This is a genomic window from Solibacillus sp. FSL W7-1472, from assembly GCF_037969775.1.
GTDB lineage: Bacteria > Bacillota > Bacilli > Bacillales_A > Planococcaceae > Solibacillus > Solibacillus silvestris.
In genome coordinates, this window is the sequence record NZ_CP150208.1 from 1,476,380 (window position 1) to 1,497,905 (window position 21,526).

Annotated in this window: 22 protein-coding genes; 16 read left to right on the forward strand and 6 right to left on the reverse strand. The window is 36.3% G+C overall.

Annotated elements, in window-relative coordinates; genetic code table 11:
• The first annotated feature begins 17 nt into the window (after nucleotides 1-17).
• The 4 genes from MKY07_RS07185 to MKY07_RS07200 all read left to right on the forward strand — a co-directional run bounded on the left by MKY07_RS07185 (nucleotide 18) and on the right by MKY07_RS07200 (nucleotide 2,962).
• A complete protein-coding gene (locus MKY07_RS07185; RefSeq protein ID WP_339264219.1) occupies nucleotides 18-1,796 on the forward strand; it encodes a glycerophosphodiester phosphodiesterase in 1,779 nt (592 codons plus the stop codon).
• 10 nt (nucleotides 1,797-1,806) lie between these two features.
• Nucleotides 1,807-2,337, forward strand: a complete 531-nt coding sequence (locus MKY07_RS07190) for a peptide ABC transporter ATPase (RefSeq protein ID WP_339264220.1) — start codon at nucleotides 1,807-1,809, stop codon at nucleotides 2,335-2,337.
• A gap of 13 nt (nucleotides 2,338-2,350) precedes the next feature.
• Nucleotides 2,351-2,605 carry a thymidylate synthase gene (locus MKY07_RS07195; RefSeq protein ID WP_339264222.1) on the forward strand — a complete coding sequence of 85 codons (255 nt, stop codon included), beginning with the start codon at nucleotides 2,351-2,353 and terminating at the stop codon, nucleotides 2,603-2,605.
• Between the two features lie 102 nt (nucleotides 2,606-2,707).
• The gene (locus tag MKY07_RS07200; protein WP_008408461.1) at nucleotides 2,708-2,962 is read left to right on the forward strand and encodes a hypothetical protein; all 255 of its coding nucleotides are present in this window, start codon (nucleotides 2,708-2,710) and stop codon (nucleotides 2,960-2,962) included.
• A gap of 53 nt (nucleotides 2,963-3,015) precedes the next feature.
• Here MKY07_RS07200 and MKY07_RS07205 read toward each other — a convergent pair whose 3' ends face one another.
• A complete protein-coding gene (locus MKY07_RS07205) occupies nucleotides 3,016-3,207 on the reverse strand; it encodes a hypothetical protein (protein WP_008408460.1) in 192 nt (63 codons plus the stop codon).
• A gap of 157 nt (nucleotides 3,208-3,364) precedes the next feature.
• On the opposite strand from MKY07_RS07205, the gene MKY07_RS07210 reads away from it, so the two are divergent.
• Both MKY07_RS07210 and MKY07_RS07215 read left to right on the forward strand, forming a co-directional pair.
• Nucleotides 3,365-5,581 carry a YcdB/YcdC domain-containing protein gene (locus MKY07_RS07210; RefSeq protein ID WP_008408459.1) on the forward strand — a complete coding sequence of 739 codons (2,217 nt, stop codon included), beginning with the start codon at nucleotides 3,365-3,367 and terminating at the stop codon, nucleotides 5,579-5,581.
• 232 nt (nucleotides 5,582-5,813) lie between these two features.
• Nucleotides 5,814-6,242, forward strand: a complete 429-nt coding sequence (locus MKY07_RS07215; RefSeq protein WP_008408458.1) for a hypothetical protein — start codon at nucleotides 5,814-5,816, stop codon at nucleotides 6,240-6,242.
• 142 nt (nucleotides 6,243-6,384) lie between these two features.
• Here the strand turns inward: MKY07_RS07215 and MKY07_RS07220 are convergent, their stop codons facing one another.
• Nucleotides 6,385-7,731 (reverse strand): MATE family efflux transporter, encoded by a 1,347-nt coding sequence (locus MKY07_RS07220; protein WP_339264223.1) that lies wholly within the window; start codon nucleotides 7,729-7,731, stop codon nucleotides 6,385-6,387.
• 322 nt (nucleotides 7,732-8,053) lie between these two features.
• On the opposite strand from MKY07_RS07220, the gene MKY07_RS07225 reads away from it, so the two are divergent.
• Nucleotides 8,054-8,629 carry a 3D domain-containing protein gene (locus MKY07_RS07225; RefSeq protein ID WP_065217147.1) on the forward strand — a complete coding sequence of 192 codons (576 nt, stop codon included), beginning with the start codon at nucleotides 8,054-8,056 and terminating at the stop codon, nucleotides 8,627-8,629.
• Nucleotides 8,630-8,892: 263 nt separating this feature from the next.
• On the opposite strand, the gene MKY07_RS07230 is transcribed toward MKY07_RS07225, so the two are convergent.
• Nucleotides 8,893-9,153, reverse strand: coding sequence for a hypothetical protein (locus MKY07_RS07230; protein WP_339264224.1), 261 nt, complete (start codon nucleotides 9,151-9,153; stop codon nucleotides 8,893-8,895).
• Nucleotides 9,154-9,264: 111 nt separating this feature from the next.
• Between MKY07_RS07230 and MKY07_RS07235 the strand changes: the two genes are divergently transcribed.
• Together MKY07_RS07235 and MKY07_RS07240 are read left to right on the forward strand one after the other, a co-directional pair.
• On the forward strand, nucleotides 9,265-9,597 hold the full coding sequence (locus MKY07_RS07235; protein WP_339264225.1) for a redox protein: 333 nt from the start codon (nucleotides 9,265-9,267) through the stop codon (nucleotides 9,595-9,597).
• Between the two features lie 51 nt (nucleotides 9,598-9,648).
• A complete protein-coding gene (locus tag MKY07_RS07240) occupies nucleotides 9,649-9,858 on the forward strand; it encodes a hypothetical protein (RefSeq protein ID WP_008408453.1) in 210 nt (69 codons plus the stop codon).
• Nucleotides 9,859-9,938: 80 nt separating this feature from the next.
• On the opposite strand, the gene MKY07_RS07245 is transcribed toward MKY07_RS07240, so the two are convergent.
• The gene (locus MKY07_RS07245; protein WP_339264226.1) at nucleotides 9,939-11,114 is read right to left on the reverse strand and encodes a hypothetical protein; all 1,176 of its coding nucleotides are present in this window, start codon (nucleotides 11,112-11,114) and stop codon (nucleotides 9,939-9,941) included.
• 717 nt (nucleotides 11,115-11,831) lie between these two features.
• Nucleotides 11,832-13,124 (reverse strand): MFS transporter, encoded by a 1,293-nt coding sequence (locus MKY07_RS07250; protein WP_339264228.1) that lies wholly within the window; start codon nucleotides 13,122-13,124, stop codon nucleotides 11,832-11,834.
• A gap of 190 nt (nucleotides 13,125-13,314) precedes the next feature.
• Between MKY07_RS07250 and MKY07_RS07255 the strand changes: the two genes are divergently transcribed.
• Nucleotides 13,315-14,565 (forward strand): helix-turn-helix transcriptional regulator, encoded by a 1,251-nt coding sequence (locus tag MKY07_RS07255; RefSeq protein WP_339264229.1) that lies wholly within the window; start codon nucleotides 13,315-13,317, stop codon nucleotides 14,563-14,565.
• Nucleotides 14,566-14,706: 141 nt separating this feature from the next.
• Complete coding sequence (locus MKY07_RS07260) at nucleotides 14,707-15,681, forward strand: alpha/beta hydrolase (protein ID WP_339264230.1); 975 nt, start codon at nucleotides 14,707-14,709, stop codon at nucleotides 15,679-15,681.
• 77 nt (nucleotides 15,682-15,758) lie between these two features.
• Here the strand turns inward: MKY07_RS07260 and MKY07_RS07265 are convergent, their stop codons facing one another.
• Entirely contained in the window at nucleotides 15,759-17,135 is a 1,377-nt protein-coding gene (locus MKY07_RS07265; RefSeq protein WP_339264231.1) for a PLP-dependent aminotransferase family protein, read from the reverse strand.
• Between the two features lie 146 nt (nucleotides 17,136-17,281).
• Between MKY07_RS07265 and MKY07_RS07270 the strand changes: the two genes are divergently transcribed.
• The 5 genes from MKY07_RS07270 (at nucleotide 17,282) to MKY07_RS07290 (ending at nucleotide 21,432) form a co-directional block, all read left to right on the forward strand.
• Entirely contained in the window at nucleotides 17,282-18,166 is an 885-nt protein-coding gene (locus tag MKY07_RS07270; protein ID WP_339264232.1) for a DMT family transporter, read from the forward strand.
• A gap of 220 nt (nucleotides 18,167-18,386) precedes the next feature.
• A complete protein-coding gene (locus MKY07_RS07275) occupies nucleotides 18,387-19,055 on the forward strand; it encodes a response regulator transcription factor (RefSeq protein WP_339264233.1) in 669 nt (222 codons plus the stop codon).
• On the forward strand, nucleotides 19,052-20,065 hold the full coding sequence (locus MKY07_RS07280; protein WP_339264234.1) for a sensor histidine kinase: 1,014 nt from the start codon (nucleotides 19,052-19,054) through the stop codon (nucleotides 20,063-20,065). The genes MKY07_RS07275 and MKY07_RS07280 overlap by 4 nt, the downstream gene beginning before the upstream one ends.
• 162 nt (nucleotides 20,066-20,227) lie before the next feature.
• Entirely contained in the window at nucleotides 20,228-20,644 is a 417-nt protein-coding gene (locus tag MKY07_RS07285; protein ID WP_339264235.1) for a hypothetical protein, read from the forward strand.
• Between the two features lie 20 nt (nucleotides 20,645-20,664).
• Nucleotides 20,665-21,432, forward strand: coding sequence for an ABC transporter ATP-binding protein (locus MKY07_RS07290; RefSeq protein WP_008408432.1), 768 nt, complete (start codon nucleotides 20,665-20,667; stop codon nucleotides 21,430-21,432).
• Nucleotides 21,433-21,526 lie beyond the last annotated feature (94 nt).

Sequence of the window (21,526 nt, forward strand, 5' to 3'; positions counted from 1 at the left end):
TAGTCGGAGGAAGCCTTGTGGACAGAATTAAACGCGTTATTCAACTGATTTTCAGAAATCTATATTATTATCGAGTCGATTATATACGGACGTTTGCGATATTACGGATTGTGCAGGCATTCATTTTACTGCCTATCATCTGGCTGATTACCGCAGTTGTCATGGATATTACCGGAGTACAGGTAATTACGCAAGATAGTATCCTTTATTTACTGACAAATCCGTTTGCGTTATTTGGAATAGGAATTATTTTATTTATCGGAATTGTATTCATCTATTATGAATTAGGATTTTTAATACTATTGGCATACTATCAGCAGCGTGGAATTCCATATACATGGAAAGAGCTTTTAAAACGGTTAAATCAGAAGGTTGTCTATTTTATCAGCTTGCAGACATTATTGATTGCAGTTTACTTACTATTATTGATTCCACTTATTTCATCATTTTTGCCAGTTTCGTTGATTCAAAATATAAATATACCAAGCTTTATTATAGACGAACTTTTAAATTCTCGTAATGGTACGTTTCTATATGTTGTGCTAATAATTATATTGAGTTTTATAGGCTTACGTTTCATTTTTACATGGCCGTTTTTTACGGTTTATCAAGAGGTTTCAATAGTTGAAGCATTAAAGATGAGCTGGCAGTTTTCAAAAAGAAAACTAATTGAGACGGTCGGGATGATCGGGGTTATTGTCATCGTCAATATAACGCTTTTGTTGTTCGCGTTATTTATCGTATTGACACCGCTCTTTATCATTGAAAGATTTAAGCCGAGCTGGGGACTTGTCACTGCAAGTTTTACAATGACACTTGCACAGGGCGTCATCATCCTGTTCTTCACAATATTGCAGGTTTTGTTTACTCAGCTAATCGTTATGGTGGCATTCCAGTTAACACGTCATAAACCGTTAATCATACAGGAAGAGCCATTTAGACTAACAATTCGTCAGTGGTCCTTTCTAATTGCTGTATATGCGTTTTTCCTGGTGAGCGGTATTAATTATATCAATTTGGGAAAAACGATTTACGAACCGGACACAAATATTGTTTCCCATCGCGGCTTTATGGATGGCGGTGTGGAAAATACATTGAGTGCGATTGAAGCGGCTAAAGAAGCAGATGCGGATTTAGTGGAAATCGATATCCAGCAAACGAAGGACGGGGAATTTGTCGTCTATCATGATAAAACTTTATCACGTTTGTCAGGGGAAGATGATATCATTTATGATTTAACGCTAAATGAATTAGTCACAACAACCGTTTTGGCGGATGGATTCAGTGACACGATCGCTTCTTTTGAGGAAGTGCTTGAAATGAGTCATGATTTAAATATAAAATTGCTTATTGAGCTGAAAACTCATGGTTTTGAAACAGAGGACTTTTTACAGCGCTTTGTTGATCTGCTTGATGAATATGATGCCTTGGATTATCATTATGTTCAATCACCTGATTTACCGACAATGGAGCTGCTTGAAGAACTGGAACCCCGTGTTCATACTGGGCATGTGTATTCCATCGCATACGGCAAGTTACCAGAATCAAATGCCGACTTTATTTCGGTGGAGCAGTCTTTTGCTACGAAAAATATCCAGCAGCAAGTAGAGGATCGTGATATGGAGTTGTTCGTCTGGACGATTAATGATGAGTCGGATATGCAGAAATTTTACGAGAAAAATGTAAATGGTGTCATTACCGACCATCCTGATGAGGCACTTTCGATACGGGAAAAATTTGACGAAAAGCAAAATTTTTTACAACGGATACTCAATAAAATTAAGATTATTTATTAAGGGGAAATCAATGCAGACTTATACGTACGAAGTATTAGGAAATATAAAATCAACGGAACAACAGCCTGTTTACAATGAAGCGGGGGGGCAAATCCTAAAAGTTCAGCGTATTTATGATAACGGTTTGAAAAAATTGCTGGACGGCTATTTCGATCACCGCTATTTTTTGAAATATGCGGTGCTTGGTAATGATGGACAATCATTATTCGAAGTGAAGAAAATCTTCAGACGTGGAAAAGTGTGGTTTGAAGGAAAGGATCTTGTTTTAAACGAAAAATATATCATTAATTATGAGAACTGGCGTATTGGCGTTCCCGAACTGTTTATATCAAGCGATAAATTTAAGATGAAAATTGATAAAGAAATGGAAGACTGGTCCAACTTTATTATAAATGACGAGGTTATCGCAAGGTGGCTTGCTGTTTATAATGAACAATCGGATATGTTTTCGGTTAAGCTGGTAGTATGGGAAGAAGCACCGGTACAGGACCCGGCGTTTTATATCGCCATTGCGCAGGCGACACTATTCATAGGGGTATAGGAGAGTAAAAAAGATGAATGTAGTATTTGTATTAACAGAAACGGCTGAAGAAGTTTTGCAGATGGTCAGTAATGATGTTGCGGGACTGCTAGCTGCTGTAAAAGGCGAAAGTGTTTCATTTCCATTTGGCAACTATCAGTATGACAGCCATACACTTGATCATTATTTACTGGAAAATAGTACATATCAGCAAGAGCTTGTCATTTATTTAAAGCCAGAGCAGAAAAATAATGAAACGATTTTGCCATTACCAAAAATGCAGGATTAACGTAGTTGACTGCATTAATTAGATTCATGTTTCGCCTGAATAAAGGAAAATAAATTCACTTGTCGAATGTAATGTTGAATACATATTGGCAGGTGAATTTTTTTGCGGCAGCTAAATTTATTTGAACTGGAGTTTGAACAGCATCAGCCGAAGTTTCAATTGATGGACACTGTAAAAGTTATCTTAATCGATGAACAATTGGATAGTGAAACGTATCATTATCGCAAATTTTATGAAGCCCATATCATTAATAAAGCAGGGGAAATAACAAACATTCATATAAGTCCAGCCGGAGTCACCTATGAAGTGGATATATACGGAGCAAAATATTATTTGCTTGAAGAGGAACTGATTTAAAAATGATATAGGTAAAGGAAAAATCCCGAGTACTCATGCGGTACTCGGGATTTTTATTTATTTTTCCGTTCAAGTTTCATACCGATAATGCGGATGACGATGCCGATTAGGATAAACACCCATCCGATGCCGATAAATACATAATTCAATGTTTGGTTAGTGTTAGGTAGGATGCCAAACAAACCTAAACAAACGACAATAATGCCGGAAAATGATACAAGCATTCCTGCTGTTACAATATTCACGAACTTCACCTCTGAAAGATTCTAACATGACTTACTATTGAACACAATGTATAGTATTTTCCTGAAAAAAAGTAATAATTTTATAAAATGTACAATATATTGAAACTATTGCCAATAATTAGGCGTATAATAGATAGAAACAAAGGAGGAATTGAATATGAAAAAATGGACAACCGCTTTAGGCATGTCGATTGTTTCTTTAGGATTGCTTGCCAGTCCTGCTCTTGCAGAGGCTTCTGTCAATCCGAAAGAAGAAAGGGTACCCATCTATGTTGCGATGACAGATGAAAGTGTAACAAAAGAACAGTTGATTAAAATTTTAAAAACGAAATTACCGGAGATGTTTGCTACATACTCTGATAGTGATTTCCAAATGACTTCTATGAGTTATCATTATGCTGATGATTTAACTACACGTTATGAATTAATGTTCCAAAAAAAGGTCAATAAACAGATGGAAAGCGGCAGTGTTTCATTCAGATCGGACAACCTAGAAATTGAGCATTTATATTTCAGTCCTGCAAGTGTGAAGGATGCTTTATTCCCAGGTAAAATAACAGAAGAACAAGGACGTAAAATTGCAGAAGATTTCGTTAAAAAGGTGGCCTCGTCATCGAATTACGTGATATCAACTGAAACACCTAGTTATTTCAGCCGTCTAATTACTGAGCCGATCACGTACAATTACAGCTTCACTTCAACCGAAAAAAATATTCCAATTCAGGATCAGTCAATGATAGTAAGTGTACTTGGCGATGGTAAAATCCAATATTTCACACAAATGAGTCCTGATCAAAAACGCATGTCGTTTGAAGAGACGACAAATGTTGTTACAAAAGAAGCAGCGTTAGAAAAAATGAAAGATCAACTAAATTTAACTTTGCAATACACGGTTGATTATTCCCTAACATCTTCCAAGCCTGCTGTTAAACTTGTTTACTTGCCAGCCCCAAATGTAATTGGTTTACATGCGACTTCTAATAAATGGGCAACTACAACAGGCAAAGTGGATTCGTTAAATGGCAAAGTAGCATTACAACCGCTTGCGCCAAACCAATTAAAAGAACCATCACCAATTACAATTGATGACGCGAAAGAAATTGCAAAACAGTTAGTAGCAAGCCAGGGAAATACAACAAAATTCACAATTGATCATGCCTATGAACATGAAATGAATGATCAAGCCGTAATCAGTGTTTCCTATTCTTACCGCTACCGAAACGGCTCGTTCGGTTCATCAATCGAATTCAATAAAAACACTGGGGAACTTATCTCTTACTCTGACTTCTATAGTCCACTCCCGCTAGAAGATGATGAAACGGAAAATACAGTTCCAAGACTGGATAAAGATAAGGTCCTCGCAGCAGCGGAAAAATATGTGAAGGAGCTTGCTCCAACATCCGTACATGAATATGCGAAGGCACATACAGATCCGGTTTATGATAAGGAATCAAAAGTGCATTATGTGAATTTCCCACGAATTAAAAATGGACTGATTGTAAATGGTGACAGTCTATCGGTAACAATTGATGACGAAGGGAAATTGAAATCATTCTATCGCTATCCATTGGATATTGAGGAATGGCCAGATGCATCAGCAACAGTTTCAGGCGAAGAGGCAAAGAAACTATTTGCAGATGCACTGGATGTTAAACTTGTTTACCACCGACTGCAAAATGAAGACGGTAAATACGAGCTTGTATATGTCCCGACAGTAAAGGGACAAGAGTACTACCAAATCGATGCCAACAGTGGCGAGATTGTCAGTCCGTATGTACAAACTGAAAAAGCGAAAGTAACTCACCCGACTGCCGAAAAGGAACTGAATTATTTAATTCAGGCTGGTGCAATTGAAGTGAAGGATCCGAAAACTTTCAATGCGGATACGGCCATTTCACAAGGGCAGGCGCTTCAAACTATCATTAAGTCCATCACTTATTTCTATGAGGATTATTATGCATATCGTCCGGAGCAGCCACCAGTTTCATTCGATGAAATCAATCCGGATCATCCGTATTATAATGTAGTGGAAACTGCAACACGTCTAGGCATTTTAAATCCGCTGGAAGATGAATTAAACATCGACCAGAAAGTAACAAATGAGCAATTAGCCGTTTGGTATATCCGAACACTAGGTCTTGAACAAGCGGCAAAGCATGCGGACATCTATCAGTTAACGATAAAAGATGCGGCTGATGTTGATCCTGAAAAAATCGGATATGTTGCAATTTCGCATGTATTAGGACTTCAAGGTGCGGAACAATCGATGTTCTTACCGAAAAAAGAAGTAACATATGCACAGCTTGCAAAATCTATTATTGAACTTGCATATGAAATAGCAGAAAAACGCAATAGCGGTTCGTATTACTACTAACCTTTATAATGGTTTTAAACTCGTGAAGTTTCTAAAGACTCCACGGGTTTTTTTTATTTTTTTTCATAAAATAAGGAATATACGTTCTCTTTTGTGCAATAGTTAGTGGTTTAACTGTACCGACTTGTGATAAAATAATTTAAAGTGCTAAACTGAAAAAAATCGCGATAATTTTTTTGAAACGTTGTAAGATAGTACAAGTAACGAATCAATAATGGAAGTTGGGAAAAAAATGCAAAAAAATAAATACCGAATTCATAGTAATGTTCTGTTTGAAATTGCACAAAGCCGTTCATTCACAGAAAAGGATAATATCGAGGAACGTTTTGATGAAGAGGGAAAAATCAAATTATTAAGTGACCGTGCTGGAGCGGATTTATCACTATCGATTGTAAAAACTGAAGATGGGATCGCTTATTCAGTAAAATGGGATGACTCGGAAGAAGTTTTCAAAGGTTGGAACATGGCTTGGGAAGAATTTATTTGGTGCTTAGGTGTTGTCAACAAACCACTTGAAGAAGCGGCGAAAAAAGCTGCAGAAGAAGCAAAACGTCGTGCAGCTGAAGAAGCATTGCTAGCAGAAGAAAATGCAGAACTTGAAGAAGCTGTAGCAGAAGAAGCATCAACTGAAGAAGCTTCGGCTGAAGAATCATCTAAATAATAATGTGAAACGCCTTCTCAATATAATTGAAGAAGGCGTTTTGATTACGCCATACAATAGTGAGAAGCCGATAATTTAAATGGATTACAAGTAAAAAAACATCCATCTCCTCACATAAGGGGAAATGGATGTTTCAATATATCTATTTATCTGAACTAACAATGGCATAGCGTTCCCATTTTCGACTGCGCCAGCGGAAAATAACGAGCACTGCGCGGATCCATTCATCACACGCAATAGCAAGCCATACACCAACAAGGCCCAAGTCAAGAACGAAGACGAATAAATAACCTAGAGATAAACCGATAACGATCATGGAAATAAAACCAATACGGACAGGATAAGCGGCATCCCCTGAAGCACGCAAAGAGTTAATGATCGTAATGTTAATCGTACGTCCTGTCTCCAGTAAAATACTTAATAATAGTACGCTCGCCCCGATTTGAATAATTTCTTCATTGTCAGTAAAGATGCGCATGAACGGTTCTCTAAAGAGGATGATAATTGCGACCATGGACAATGTAAAAATTAAAGCCGATTTTACACCAAACCATACTTTACTATAGGCAAGTTCTTTCTCGCCTGCTCCGACGTACCGGCCGACTAAAATAGCTGTCGCCATCCCGATTGCCATTGCAAAAAGATAAGTAAACATCGAGATATTCACGGCATACTGACGGGCAGATAATGCCTCGGCTCCAATAAATGTTACATAATAGAGAAGGACAATTTGATTGGTCTGGTAGAGCACCTGCTCAAGGGCAGACGGAATTCCGATTTTCAATATTTTTGAAATATAGTTTTTGGACAATCTATAGTAATCTGCCCATTCAATACGAACCTCCAAGGCCTGGTATAAAAGCCAGAAAAATACAACTGATGCCAGGACACGACTAACAACAGAAGATATTGCTGCACCTTCCACGCCAAGTTCCGGCATTCCAAATTTACCAAAGATTAAAATATAGTTTAAAACAACGTGTACAATATTCATTGCAAGCGACACGTACATCGTTTGCTTCGTCCAGCCTTGCACACGAATAATTGAAGACATGGAAGTAATTAAAGCCTGAACGAAAATAAAGCCTCCAACAATGACCAAATAGCTCTGCGCTGCTTCCAATACAGCACCTTGCAGGTTCATCATCTTCATTAGAACATCGGAAAATAATATAAATAACCCACTAATGACTAAACCGACGAGTAAATTGAGTGTTACCGATAAAGCTGCGATTTGGGATGCTTCAGCAATTAGGCGGGAACCTAAAAATTGAGAAACGACAATGGATGCACCCGTACCGATTACCCCTAATAATAAAATTGCAATTTGTATATATTGATTGGCTGTTCCAACGCCTGCTACTGCATCATCCGATACAGCACTTAACATAAATGTATCCGCTAACCCCATCAGCATAAATAGGAACAACTCTAAAAATAATGGCCAAGTTAACTTAAATAAACTCAATTCTTTCGTGCTATTTTCCAATCAGTTCACTCTTTCTATTGTTTAAATCAAAACAAAAAATATATTAGCATAAATTGTTACAGTAGGATAGTTTTTTACTCACCGCTCAAAAGAAGGTAAAAAGTCATGTGGAAATTGTTAATATATGGTTCTATTTTACGCGAATAATAAAGTTATTCAGATATTTGTAATATATTCTCGACATATTTCGACTATTTGTTATCGAATTGTAATATTGACGGCATGAAGATGTCATCTCACTGAAACATTGGGAGGTTATGCTAGGTCATGTTGAATCAAAAAGATTTTTCACGACACTTTTTCTGGAGGGAAATATTCAAGTATGATCAAGAAAATAGTAGCATTTATTGCGGTTATGGTCGCAAGCACATTCATTTTTGCAGGAACGTCAGAGGCAGCTTCACATACAATTAAAAAAGGCGAGAATTTAACAATGCTTGCGAAGAAATACGATACATCAGTAAAAGAACTTATGGCATTGAATGATTTAAAGACTACAAAAGTACAAATTAAACAAGTCCTTAAGTTACCAAGCCATATTAAAAATAAGCCGGCAGCAAAGAAAGCGACAATAAAAAAATCAGCCACACATCCTTCTAATGTAAAAAAGACAATTAAGATGTCATCAACGGCTTACACAGCTAACTGCAAAGGCTGTTCTGGTATTACGAAAACCGGGTTAAATTTACGTAAAAATCCTAGTTTGAAGGTCATTGCAGTAGATCCGAAAATCATTCCACTTGGCTCTAAAGTATGGGTAGAAGGCTATGGAATTGCCGTAGCGGGTGATGTTGGCAGTGCCATTAAAGGAAAGAAAATTGATATTTTTATGAGTAAAAAATCGACAGCTAAAAATTGGGGTCGAAAAACAGTCACGGTTAAACTTTTAAAATCATAAAACAAAGCCTATTGCGATGAAACTTACTTTTCGCAATAGGTTTTTTTTATTTTAAGTTATAATATAAAAAGATTTTGCGGAAGGAATGGATCTGAAATGTTTTTTTATGAGACAACTTGCCGGTATTGCCGGAAGCCATTCAAGTTGATGGAAGGTACAAAAAAATATAACCAATATAAAGTAAACCGACAAGCAAGCATCAGTTGTGATGATTGTGAACGGCGGATCGAAGCAGATTCAAGAAAATATTTGTTTAATCGGGATTAGGGTTTGCCCATCATTTTTCTTATTTGCCGAAGTTCCCGAATTAATTTATCGATTTCATCTTGCATTTGCTTAAAATCAGATTCGCTGCTATAGGATGCCGAAGCCTGCTGTCCGTTTTGCTCCTCAAGCAGTTTTAATGAAATTCCTGCAGAAATCATAGACAATACATCGCCAATCGTTGTAACAGCAGCACCTGCATAGGCAAGCCTGGCTGCGATTACTTCTAAAGAGGGTGTAGAATCCGAACCATTATTCAATTATATTCCTCCTATTCATAGGCAGATGCCTTTACCATATGTATATACGCCTGAAAAATTTTCATTACAGGTATCATTGCGTTAAGAACGAAATAAAAGGAGTTGGTAGTCATGGATGGCAAAAAAGTAGAAATTGAATGCAGAAACTGTCACGAAAGGATGACGATCGATTTTTCTACAGATCATTTTTCTTCGGAAATCAAAATATTTAACGGAAAAAAACAACAGAAAAGGACTTATATTAAGGAATGTCCGCATTGCCAAACAATTAACTCCGTCACGAGTGATAAAAAAGAGGAATGGGGCGGTAGGAAAGGACCAAATATAAAACTTTTTATGTTTTCTGGTTTATTCGGCTGTTTAGGATTTATCGTTATTGGTTTCCTTTTACTTTATTTTGCTTTTAAAGGTTTCGGTTTTTTGGTCGATTGGTTATTTAATTAAGGAAATGATAAATTTTCATGCTATAATAAATAGCTTGTGGAGGTGTAGTTAATGTCAAAGAAATGGACAATCCATTCGATTCGCGAATATGTAGAAAAGAATACAGATACAAAATTAATATCAACAGAATTTAAAGGATTTTCGCAAAAATTAGATTTCCAATGTGCATGTGGGAACACATTCCAAAAACCTTGGAAAAAATTCAAAGAAAACAAACAGCAAAAATGTGAAGTGTGCCAGCCACCGAAAGAATCACGCTAAAGAAATAAACGGTATACAAATACGTCAAAAACGCTGTCTAGCAATAAACTAGTCAGCGTTTTTGACTGTTGCTTCGTTCATTATGAATCGCTAACAATTGTCAGATTTAGTTCATTATAAAGTTCATAAAAACTTTTATGTTCAGTATTTTCTGCAGAGCCTATATAAACAACACTATTTTTAAAGTGCAGGCTGTTTGACAGTATTTCTATATATTTTCCGGTAGTAATGAGTAAAAACTTTTGCTCACAGTAAGGATAGATGATTAATTGACTGTTGGCTGTTTCAATATTTATTGTCTCAAACAGTTTCCTAAAATTCATATGATTTTTCAGCTTAAATTTATACATTGAAATCAAATTGTTTTCATTAGAGTGCTCACTGAAAAATGTATTGGCAATTTGATAAAACTGCTTTGAATTATATATGAGAACACTCTGAGACTTATTGATTTCAGATGGCATAAATGAATTATGACGTTCAATTATTTCCTTGCAAAATGTCAGCAGATCGCTATATAGATCACTGGAATCCGGATGTTTTTTTATTATCCGGTAAAAATGCCGGGCTAAAAAAGAAGTATACATAATTTCGTTCGATTCATTAAATTTTTTTAACAATGAAGACATCGAAAAAACAGCCATTTCATAATTTTGCTTTAAGAAATTTGTACTTGCCTGAATGGAATGGACAAAAACAACTTCCGCATCATTTTTACATTGTTCAATATACCAGTTAAACTGGCCTATATATTTCCTTGCTTCCTCAAAGCTTCCCGTTTCCAATAGGGTGGTAACGAGCTGTAACTGTGCATTACATTCATAAAATAATCGGTCCTCTTTCATTTCCAAAGCATAAAAGTAAGCACTTTTAGCATATTGAACCGCTTCGGGATTATTATTTTTTTCAAGTGCAAGGATGCTTAGTAAATAGTAGCACATTGACAGATTTTGAGGGGAAGAATCTGAATCAATTGAGTGAATGATTGAGTTAATCAGCATGTCGCTTTGTGGAATAATAGCGACTATAGAAGCAAATTTAACACAGCAAACAAGCGCTTCTGTCACATGTTCCGGGTTGCCCGATCTTTCTATGGTCGCCAAAATAAACTGAAGCTGAGCAAATGCTTCGTCAAACTGTTTGTTTGAATAATAAGTCTGAAAATGCTTTATACTCAGCGTTAAAGAGCTTTCGATCAATCGCAATTCGTTGTTTTTCAAACTATTTTGTAAAGATGATTGGGAACAGGTATGCATATCAAAACTCCTTTAGATAGATAAAATAATATCGATTTGTACCGTCAATAGAATCTGTAATCAGTTGACTGAAATAGGTGTCCACAATAATTTTCGCCTTTAAACTGCTTAGAAATTGGATATGGATTTGATTGATAGTCAGACTTGGTGAGGAGGTACTTGGATTGTTTTCATAAAAGTTAATTAGTTCCAGCGGTAATTCAGATTCAAAACCTGTTTCATCTACAAGATTTTGTATCATCTGCTTTAATTTATTTTTTAGGAGAACGGAAAAGAGTAAGCATATTAAATGATTATTACTTTTTCTTTTTTTGAATTTCTGAAGTTCGCTTTGCTTTATCGTTAACTCATGAATATACGATTGAAAAGGATAGTAAAAACGTATGTTGTCATCCATTATTAATTCATAATCATCTGTAGTTAAATATGTATACAGATTATAAACAAATTGATAATAAAAATTATAACATTGATTATAATCTTCCAAATGGACGGCCAGAAATGGGTAGTTTGACAGGAGCTGCTGAAATTCTGAATACTTATCTCCTGAAACAAAATAATAGTTATGGAAATTCAATGAAATATCAGCCTCTCTATTATGGAAATTAATACAATATAAATTGTACAGAATCTTTAATCGTATATCAAACTAATATAGGTTCCAATTTAATAAAAAAAGAGCTAAATTTAGAAAATTAGCCCTAATTCTAGATTATATTATTCAGTTACAGGTTCTGTTTCTAATTTCGCCTTTTTCAGTTCAGGATGAGCCATTTCCAATATAGAAGGGCGCAGTAATAATAGTACAATACCAATTAGAATCAGCCCGCTGACGATTAAAATATATTGGGCCGGAATGAATTCGTATAAAATCCCGAATACAAGTGTTCCAACAGGCATGGCACTCATCGCCATCATTTCGATAATTCCAAAAACCCGCCCCCGGTATTCTTCTTCAATAGAAGTTTGCATCAATACGCCAAGCGGGGTATTTGTAATAACCCCCAATGCTCCAAATAAAAACATGATAATTAAATAATAAATGAAATTCATCAATACCGAAAATGTTACAATGAGCGGCAGTGCCGATAAAATGACAACAATAGAAGAGGCGAACACGGACCGTTTAACTGTCAGTAAAGGAAATTTGACGGTTGCTCTTGATGCGAAATAAATGGATGTAATTAAAATTCCGACTGCACCTCCAGCCTCTGTAAAACCGATGTATTTTGGATCTAAATTCAAAATCGTCAATAAAATATAATCCCCGCCAACATTGATTGCTGTGAAAAATAAGTTTAACCAAAGTGCTGTCCATAAAATCGCTTTAATAATCGGCTTTGTATTGACATAGCGGAAGCCGGCTTTGAAACTTTCGAACATCGATTCTTTTTCAGCATTATCATTTATTGTTTCTTTCTTATATAGTACAAAATTCATTGTTGATTCCAGCATTAATGTCACTACAGCAGCGCAGATGAAGATAATAAGGAACATTTCCATCGATACAAAACCAAATAACATCCCGCCGAAGATCGGTCCGCCAATTCCTGAAATAGAATAGGACAACTGATTAAAGCTCATCGCCTTTTGCAGTCGAGCTTCATCGACCAAATTGGCAATAGATGCGGAAAACGCTACACCGGAAAAAGTACTGAAAATACTATTGAACACCGTTGTGATATAAATCGCCATTAAAGATAATCCGAATTCATGCGTGTAGAGCAATAAGCCGCTTACTGTCAGGATGACCCCGGTTTGCCCACCGAGCACAAGCCATTTCCTGGGGAAACGATCCCCTAAGAGACCTGCAATCGGTGACATGATTGTGCGCGGCAAGTAGCTTAAAATAATATTTGTCGCAAAACTGAGCGAAGAGCCTGTCATCGATAAAATATACATACTGATCCCAAAGCTGTAAACATGTGACCCAAGTGCACCAATCATTTTACTTACTAGAAACGTGTATAAATGATACGTTGCTTTTTTCAATTTCTGTTGTTCATTCATAAACAAACCCCTTTGTTTAATTTAATTAAACTTATTATATGGCGGAGTTTTTAAAATTACAATACAAAAGTTTAATTTAATTAAAATAATTTCTCTTTGTTACATTAAAACCTGAATCAAATGTTTAATAAGGTTAAAATATTCGCCTTTTAAATGATTTTTGGTAAACTGTATTTAATGAGGTGACGACGTGTTAAATATTGGTGCAAAAATAAAAGAACTAAGAAAAGAACGTAAAATGACGCTTGCCCAAGTAGCGGGAGACCGAATAACGAAAGGGATGCTCAGCCTGATTGAAAACGGGAAGGCACAGCCGTCAATGGAGAGCCTTCAGCATATTGCGAAACAGCTCGACATTGATGTGTCCGAGCTCATGCAAAACGAAAATCATCAGCAAATGAAAGAATTATACCGTGATGTTGAAATAAAACGTTTAGCTCTAAATAAAGAGCATGATGATAAAAAAATAAACGAAAAAGTTCTCGAACTGTATCATCTGATTCATCCATTTCATGAAAATGGCAGCCTTAAGGGGGCAACTTTTGAGGAAGTACGCATTTACGAAGTGTATTTGACAATGCGCTACTTTGCGAAAATGGATTTATCGGAAAAGCCATTCGTCAAGCTCGTCAGAATGTATGAACAAGTACATGGCTATTCAAAAATATTGAAGATTTATTCCCGCATGGGGAACATTAAGTTTCTGGAAAATGATTATGCGGAAGGTCTTCGCTATTTACATGAAGGGGAAAAGTATATCGAGAAATACGGGGATTTGATAGACGACCTTGAAAAACTCGATCTATACTATAACATTACAGTTTCCTATGCAGCGCTGAATGATGATGTTCAAATGGAAGTTTATTTGGAAAGAGCTTTAAAATTGGCAAAAGAGAAGAAAATCGTATATCGGTTAAATGATTTTTACCGCTTTTTGTTTTTCATTCACTGTTCAAAAGAAGAAGAGGAAAAGGCTACTTATTATTTAAAGAAAATCCGGGCATTCGCAGAAATTATGGAAGACCCGACTGAAACGCTCATGGAACGGCTAGTAACGCTTCTATATACAAATCAAATTGAAAAAGATTACGAGAAAACGGTTGAGATCCGATTTGAAAATGATTTTGAATTAGAAGGCTTTTTATACAGCACGGACATTTTCTTTAATGGGCAATATGGCTTTGCCTACTACATGCTTGAGCGGTATGAAGAAGCACTGCAAACTTTGAAAGACATCGAAATATTGGAATACAATCAGCACCCGATTGATTTGTCGATGATGTACCGGGCGTTTGCTGTAAGGGCATTATGCTACTTCAAACTAGGGGACAAAGAAAACGCCAAACGCGATATTTTATATGCAATGGATGGTGTGAAAGATTTGAAAGTCACAAGAGAAATCCAGTTCATCATCGATGCATATGAAGAAATAATGAAGTAAATGAAGACACGGATAATCCTAGAGATTATCCGTGTTTTTCTGCGGTATTAGTTTAAATTACTCCATATGAAGTTCTAATCATTCAGTTGGCTGAATAGATTGGTAGGGTGAGTTTAATTTTTGTGACATGGAGGAATGAAGATGATCAAACGAGTAAATCCAGAATTTTTAGCCGGTTTAGAATCATTTACGGACTTTGATTTTAAGGTAGAACAATTGGAAGCTATGCGTGAAGGTATGGCACAAGCGGTATTACCTTTAACAAGCACTGAAACAGTGAATATTATCAATAAAACTATTACTGGCATTGATGATAATGAAATCCGCGTTCGTATTTATAAACCAGCCCACCACGATCAAGAATTACCGGTTTTACTGTGGATTCATGGCGGGGGTTATATATTAGGTTCCATCGAAGACAATGATCATCTTTGTGTACAAGTTGTAGAAACAGCAAACTGTGTCGTTGTTTCCGTTGATTACCGTTTAGCTCCGGAACATCCTTATCCAGCACCACTTGAAGATTGCTATAGTGCTCTTGCATGGATTGCGGATAATGCAGTAGAACTGCAAATCGACAAAAGTCGTATTGGCGTAGCCGGGGCAAGTGCCGGCGGTGGTTTGACAGCGGGTTTAACATTGCTTGCGCGTGACCGTGAGTATCCGTCAATTTGTTTCCAAATGCCGCTTTACCCGATGATTAATGACAGTAACGATACACCTTCTGCGAACGAAATTACAGAAGGTATGATCTGGAACCAAAAAACGAATGATTTTGGCTGGAATTGCTATTTAGCCGAATTGCACGGGCATGATGAAGTACCGATTTATGCTGCACCGGCAAGAGCTGAGGATTATCGTAATCTTCCATATACGTATACATGTGTAGGTCAGCTGGATCCTTTCCGTGACGAAACAATTACGTATGTATCTAAATTGGCACAGGCAGGTGTTGATGTGGAATTCCACTTATATCCTGGTGCATACCATGGTTTTGAATCACTGAATCCTCAGTCAGAACTTGCTCAAAAAGTGATTAAAGAATATGTAAATGCAATTAAAGTAGGCTTTGACCGCGTGAAAGCAAGTGCTGACCAAGTGGAAGAAGTGAAATAAATTCATTGTTTTTAAATTGACAAGTGCTCGGTTCTATATTGAACCGGGCATTTTTATTTTGAGAGGTGTTACTGAATTTAAAGATAGGATTTAAACGAGAGCACGTTATAATTCCGTTTTTCATACAGATCGATTATATGAGCGGCTAATTGCCGAATACCGAGCTGGATTTTGGTTTCATTTACTTGTGAAATACTTAGTCGAATTGCTTTCTGACTATATTCGCTTAAAAACATCCTCGAAGCATTATCTACATAAATATGGTTTTCATGCAGCATGTATATCAATTTATCGACATCAATACCGGAAGGCAAGAAGATGGTGAGATAAAAACCGGTTTTAGGCTTTGTAAATTGTACATAGGTAGGTAAATACAATGAACAAGCTTCTAATAATAGATTCATTTTATTTGAATATAATTTTTTCACCTTTTCTAAATGGTATTGAAACATCCCGTTTTTTAAATAGATTTCCAAAGCCCCCTGTGAAAGTGGCGATGTATTGAAATCCGCGCTGAATTTATTGTGTACAAAGGAAGAAATCATTTTTTCAGGGAGAACCACTGTTGCGATTCGCAGTCCAGGCAAAAATACTTTGGAAAAGCTCTTAACATAAATGACTCTTTCATTAGGTTCATATGCAAACAAAGGATCGGCTTTTAAATCTGTATCAAGTTCTGCCAAGTAATCATCCTCTACGATATATACATCGTATTTTTCTGCAAGAGCAACAATTTTTTTCTTTTCCTCATTAGTGTAATGATGTCCTAATGGGTTGTGGCATCTTGGGATGATGTAAAAGAATTTAATATCATCGGTGCGAAATAACTTCTCCAGTTTTTTAAAATCCATTCCTTCCATTGTCACTTCAATTCCAAATGTTGTAATTTCGTTTACTTGTAAGGCATCAATCATACCAAAGTAAGTGGGCTGCTCAATTAATACATTCTTTTTCCCGTTTGGAAACGGCATGGCAGAAAGAATATGGAGGGCTTGCTGTGATCCGGACGTAATGACCAGTCGATCGGGTTTCGCAAATACTTGTAAATGTTGTAAATACTTCGCAAGCTCCTTACGTAAAGAATAGAGTCCCTGTTGATCACTATAAGTAAATAATTGTTCTTTATAATGATCGATCGCCTGGTTAATACAATGTTGAAAGTCCTCATAGGGCATAATCCTTTGATCTGGACCGGCCGATAAAAAATCAATAGCAATGTCCTGATGATGAACGGATGTATTATGATTATCCACTACATAATAGCCACTTTTCGGTTTAGCGTAGATAATATGCTGTTTTTCCAACTCAAGTAATGCTTTCGCGACCGTATTTTTGCTGCATTGAAATTGTTCAGCGAGCAGTCGAATTGATGGTAATTTATCTCCTGTTTTTAACTTCTCATCCTGTATTTGTTGTTTGACCCATTCCAATATGCCAATATATTTAGTTGTCATCCAGTTCTCCTTTGCTATCTGTCCCATGACAGATGGGGAATTCTCTTATTTTAAAAAGAGCGGATCTTCCTTACAATCTGTTTAATTAGCTTAATCGTATTAACTAATTATGGAATATTTTTTTAAAACTGTGAAGGGGGAACGAAATGGAAATCAGTATGAAAAAAGGGATGCTGTTAGGCTTTATTGGAATCATTTGTTTCAGTTTTACATTACCGGCTACAAGTATTGCTGTCCCTTATTTTGGTGAGACAATTGTCGGATTGGGTAGGACAGTTATTGCAGCAATTATAGTAGGAACAGTATTTATTGTGAAAAAGCAGCCTTTACCGAGTATAAGCCAATTTAAGAACTTACTTATTGTCGCTGTTGGAGCTGTACTGGCTTTTCCGATATTAACAACTTATGCGATGAAGTCATTGCCGGTTTCACATGGTGCAATTGAATTGGCCTTACTTCCACTTGCGACAGCAGGCTTTGCAATGTGGCGAGGAGGCGAAAGACCTTCGAAACGCTATTGGATTGCGAGTGCAACAGGGGCGGTAACGGTCATTATTTATGCCATCTATTTAGGATTAGGGCAATTGCATAAAGGAGACTTTGCGCTGATTGCAGCGGTCATATTACTTGGATTAAGTTATGCAGAAGGTGGCAAACTTTCAAAGGAAGTTGGTAGCTGGCAAGTAATTGCCTGGGCTATTTTAATTGGTGCACCCTTTTTTATTATTCCTGTTGGCCTTGGCTTATCTGACAGTATGCTGGATGCGCCTATTGAAGCATGGATCAGTTTGTTTTATTTAGGGATCGTCAGTCAGTTTTTAGCTTATGTAGCATGGTATGGTGGTATGTCTTTAGGAGGTATAGCTAGGGTAGGGCAGATTCAATACTTGCAGCCTTTTTTAATGATTGGTTTTTCTGTATTATTTTTAGGAGAATCGATCACATGGATTACAATTGTTTTAGCTATGATCGTTGTGCTTTGCGTTATAGTAGGGAAAAATGCTGATGATAAAAACAAAGCTTGGAGCTGAAATAGGGTTGCAGAGTTTATAATTCATATTTTATAAAGAATGATTTCCTATAAGGGGATTCGTTCTTTTTCTTGTTGTCCCTAAAAGGATAAAAATATTTTTATGTTGAAGTAAATTACATAGCTCTGTCTGCACATATGTTTGTGATAAATGATTAAGCATGGTATAAGTGTAAATGAATTTTAATCTGGGAATCTAAATGTTAAAAGGAAGTGAACGTATGTCAAAAATCGTGATTATAGAAGATACAGAAACGATAAGAGAAGAATTGAAAAGCTTTTTAAACACATATGGATTTGAGGCAATTGCACCGACAAACTTTGAAAATATTATTCAGGAAACGCTAAACGAAGCACCGGACCTTATTTTGCTGGACATTAACCTACCCATTTTTGACGGATACTATATTTGCAGAGAAATCAGGAAGCAATCGGATGTGCCGATCATTGTCGTGACGAGCAGGGATAACGAGATGGACGAACTGATGAGTATGAATTTAGGCGCGGATGATTTTGTTACAAAGCCTTATAACACTCAGATTCTTTTGGCGAGAATTGAAACCATATTAAGAAGAGTTCAGGGGTCAAGTATAAGGGATACCCTTGTTTATAATGATTTAAAGCTCAATTTATCCAACGGTTCTGTTATTTATAAAGGGGAGAAGGCAGAGCTCACTAAAAATGAAATCAAAATACTTTCCTGCCTTTATAAAAACAAAGGAAAAATCGTATCAAGGGACGATCTCATGGATTTTATGTGGAACGCAGATGTCTTTGTAGATGATAATAACTTATCGGTCAATGTTACGAGATTAAGAAAAAAACTGGAAGCGTTAGGTATGGAGAAAAATATTGAAACGAGACGCGGGTTAGGATATATACTTCCATGACACTAAAAGAATATGTTAAAGACAGAACAGTTTTCCTGCTCATTAATTTCATCTTATTTATCATTATTGGCGGGATTATGATACTTGTCGGGGTGAATATCCAAATTGTTTTTCTTATTTTCTGTATTTGGTTTTTCCCTCTCATCATATATGTACTGATCGAATATTTTAAGCAGAAAACATTTTATAACGAAATAACTAGCATTATGGAAAATTTAGATCAGAAATATTTGCTGCCGGAAGTTATGAAAGAGCCTGAAACTGTGGAAAGTAAGGCATTGTATGAGGTATTGCGTCAGGCAAACAAAGATATGCATGAGCATGTAAAGAGTTATCGGGACCGGGAAAATGAGTATAGGGAATATATTGAAACATGGATTCATGAAATTAAAACACCCATTGCCTCAACACGGCTGATTATTGAAAATAATCATAGTAACGTTACCCGAAATATTAAAGAGGAAGTAAAGAAGATTGAAGAATATATTGAGCAGGTTCTCTATTATTCAAGAAGTAACAATGTGAGCAAGGATTACCTCATAAAAGAGGTGTCTTTAGCAGGTCTTGTAAGAAGTGTTATAAAGAGAAATTCAAGGGACTTTATTAGTAAAGGGATTTCGATTGATCTTGAAAAAGTTGAAGGGACCGTTTTCAGTGATGCAAAATGGCTGGAGTTTATCTTAAATCAGCTGATCGGGAATGCAATTAAGTATATACGTGAACGTGATGGAAAGGTGATCATCCATACGGTACAAAATGAAAATAATATTGTCCTTACGATTGAGGATAACGGGATAGGGATAACAGAAAAGGATATACATCGGGTTTTTGAAAAGGGGTTTACCGGGGAAAATGGACGGAAATTCGGGAAGTCTACCGGTATCGGTCTTTATTTATGTAAAAAACTTGCAGATCAGCTTGGTCTAGGTCTTACCATCACTTCAAAAATTGGCGAAGGAACAAAGGTGAGTATTATTTTCCCTTTAGGCAGTGTAGTCTTCATGCAGTAATTCAACTTTAGAATAGCGGATTTATAGCGATTGTACATTACAATTGCTATAAGTCCGTTTTTTTATCTTGCAAAAATGTCACTTTAATAAAATATAAAGCAATATGTCTTCCCGATAGCTATTGATAAGATACAGTTAGAAATCAATTAGGGGGAATAAAAAATGAAAAAAGCAATTCCAATAATATTAGGAATCTTTCTGTTAGGTCTTGGAATTTTCCTGGTGTATGAATATGCAACAGAACCAAAAATTGTAGAAGGTGTCATGTCAAAAGCGATTGATGAAAAGGGCAGACCTTCTGATATAACGAATATATTTACACAAGGGGATACAGTTTATTTTTCCGCAAAGAGAAACCGATTCTGGACCAATGAAGCCGAAGTGGTTTGGTATAAAGGCGAAATAAAACAAGAGAATCGATTTTTAGTGGAAGAGGAAGTACTTGTGAACGATGCGAAATATTTCACTGCCGAGCTATCCGTTCCGGAAGGTCTTGAAGAAGGGCATTACAGTGTCACGATATATGTAAAAGGGAAAAAAATTATGGAAACAAAAGCCGAATTTGATGTGAAAAAATAGATGTATCTTGGAGGAAAAGCATGCAACCGATATTAAGTGTAGAAAAAATTGAAAAATACTACGGAAACAAAGGTAATATTACAAAAGCAATAGATAATATCAGCTTTAAAGTAAATGAAGGTGAATTTTTAGGAATTATGGGTCCTTCAGGGAGCGGAAAGACAACGCTCCTGAATTGTATTTCGACAATTGATCATGTTACAACTGGCAAAATAATTATCAATAATCAGGATATTACAACTTTAAAGAAGAAAGGGCTTGAAGCATTCAGACGGGACGAGTTAGGTTTTATCTTTCAGGATTTTAATCTGCTGGATACTCTGACAGCTTATGAAAACATTGCTTTGGCTTTGACGATTCAAAAAAGAGAAGCAATGGAAATCGATCAACTCATTAAAGCCGTTGCGGAAAAGCTTGATATTACGGGCATCCTTAGCAAATTTCCATTTCAATTATCGGGAGGCCAAAAGCAAAGAGTCGCTTGTGCAAGAGCGATTGTAACTGAGCCTTCCCTCATTTTAGCCGATGAACCAACGGGTGCACTTGACTCAAAATCATCACGATTACTGTTGGATTCCTTTGAAAAGCTGAATAAAGAATACCAGTCAACAATTTTGATGGTTACCCATGACTCGTTTACGGCAAGTTATGCCAATAGGATATTGTTTATAAAAGATGGTCGGATCTTTAATGAGCTCGTGCGCGGAAATGATACGAGAAAGGAATTCTTTAATAAAATCATTGAAGTGGTGACTTTACTTGGAGGCGATGTTAGCAATGTTCTCTAAAATCGCAATCAACAATGTTAAAAGAAGTTTTAAGGATTATTCAATCTATTTTCTGACATTAACTCTGGGAGTGTGTATATTTTACAGTTTCAAC

Bases quoted from the DNA above. Each gene is read 5' to 3' on its own strand.
- MKY07_RS07210 (WP_008408459.1), top strand. From the start codon at position 3,365: ATGAAAAAATGGACAACCGCTTTAGGCATGTCGATTGTTTCTTTAGGA.
- MKY07_RS07290 (WP_008408432.1), top strand. From the start codon at position 20,665: ATGCAACCGATATTAAGTGTAGAAAAAATTGAAAAATACTACGGAAAC.
- MKY07_RS07285 (WP_339264235.1), top strand. From the start codon at position 20,228: ATGAAAAAAGCAATTCCAATAATATTAGGAATCTTTCTGTTAGGTCTT.
- MKY07_RS07280 (WP_339264234.1), top strand. From the start codon at position 19,052: ATGACACTAAAAGAATATGTTAAAGACAGAACAGTTTTCCTGCTCATT.
- MKY07_RS07190 (WP_339264220.1), top strand. From the start codon at position 1,807: ATGCAGACTTATACGTACGAAGTATTAGGAAATATAAAATCAACGGAA.
- MKY07_RS07260 (WP_339264230.1), top strand. From the start codon at position 14,707: ATGATCAAACGAGTAAATCCAGAATTTTTAGCCGGTTTAGAATCATTT.
- MKY07_RS07240 (WP_008408453.1), top strand. From the start codon at position 9,649: ATGTCAAAGAAATGGACAATCCATTCGATTCGCGAATATGTAGAAAAG.
- MKY07_RS07275 (WP_339264233.1), top strand. From the start codon at position 18,387: ATGTCAAAAATCGTGATTATAGAAGATACAGAAACGATAAGAGAAGAA.
- MKY07_RS07215 (WP_008408458.1), top strand. From the start codon at position 5,814: ATGCAAAAAAATAAATACCGAATTCATAGTAATGTTCTGTTTGAAATT.
- MKY07_RS07235 (WP_339264225.1), top strand. From the start codon at position 9,265: ATGGATGGCAAAAAAGTAGAAATTGAATGCAGAAACTGTCACGAAAGG.
- MKY07_RS07245 (WP_339264226.1), bottom strand. From the start codon at position 11,114: ATGCATACCTGTTCCCAATCATCTTTACAAAATAGTTTGAAAAACAAC.
- MKY07_RS07195 (WP_339264222.1), top strand. From the start codon at position 2,351: ATGAATGTAGTATTTGTATTAACAGAAACGGCTGAAGAAGTTTTGCAG.
- MKY07_RS07270 (WP_339264232.1), top strand. From the start codon at position 17,282: ATGGAAATCAGTATGAAAAAAGGGATGCTGTTAGGCTTTATTGGAATC.
- MKY07_RS07225 (WP_065217147.1), top strand. From the start codon at position 8,054: ATGATCAAGAAAATAGTAGCATTTATTGCGGTTATGGTCGCAAGCACA.
- MKY07_RS07265 (WP_339264231.1), bottom strand. From the start codon at position 17,135: ATGACAACTAAATATATTGGCATATTGGAATGGGTCAAACAACAAATA.
- MKY07_RS07250 (WP_339264228.1), bottom strand. From the start codon at position 13,124: ATGAATGAACAACAGAAATTGAAAAAAGCAACGTATCATTTATACACG.